The following is a 286-nucleotide window of genomic DNA, read 5'->3' on the forward strand; positions in this document are numbered from 1 at the left end:
TGTAATTTTACCTTTTCTTTTGATTGCTAATATATGGGGGGTATGGGTATTTTTTTGTAAACCAAATGAGCCAAGGTTGGCACACATTTTATATAATGGATTTATGGGGCTAACTTTTTCTTTTGGAAGCTTTATAGTGATTCAAAAGATTGCATATACTTTTATTGAAATTGAAACACCTCTGTTTTTTATTGTTACTTTTGTGCTTTACATTTTTACAATTTATAAATTGATTTCTATTGGAGTGAAAAGTTTTTTAAGGAGATTAAACAATGAAGAAAATGAC

Annotated in this window: 1 pseudogene; it reads left to right on the top strand. The window is 27.6% G+C overall.

Annotated elements, in window-relative coordinates:
* Nucleotides 1-286: pseudogene (locus OXT04_RS29670) on the top strand (hypothetical protein); the annotation flags it as partial.

The organism is Bacillus sp. GC_Bacil_1 (assembly GCF_026540675.1).
Classification (GTDB): Bacteria; Bacillota; Bacilli; order Bacillales; family Bacillaceae_G; genus Bacillus_A; species Bacillus_A cereus.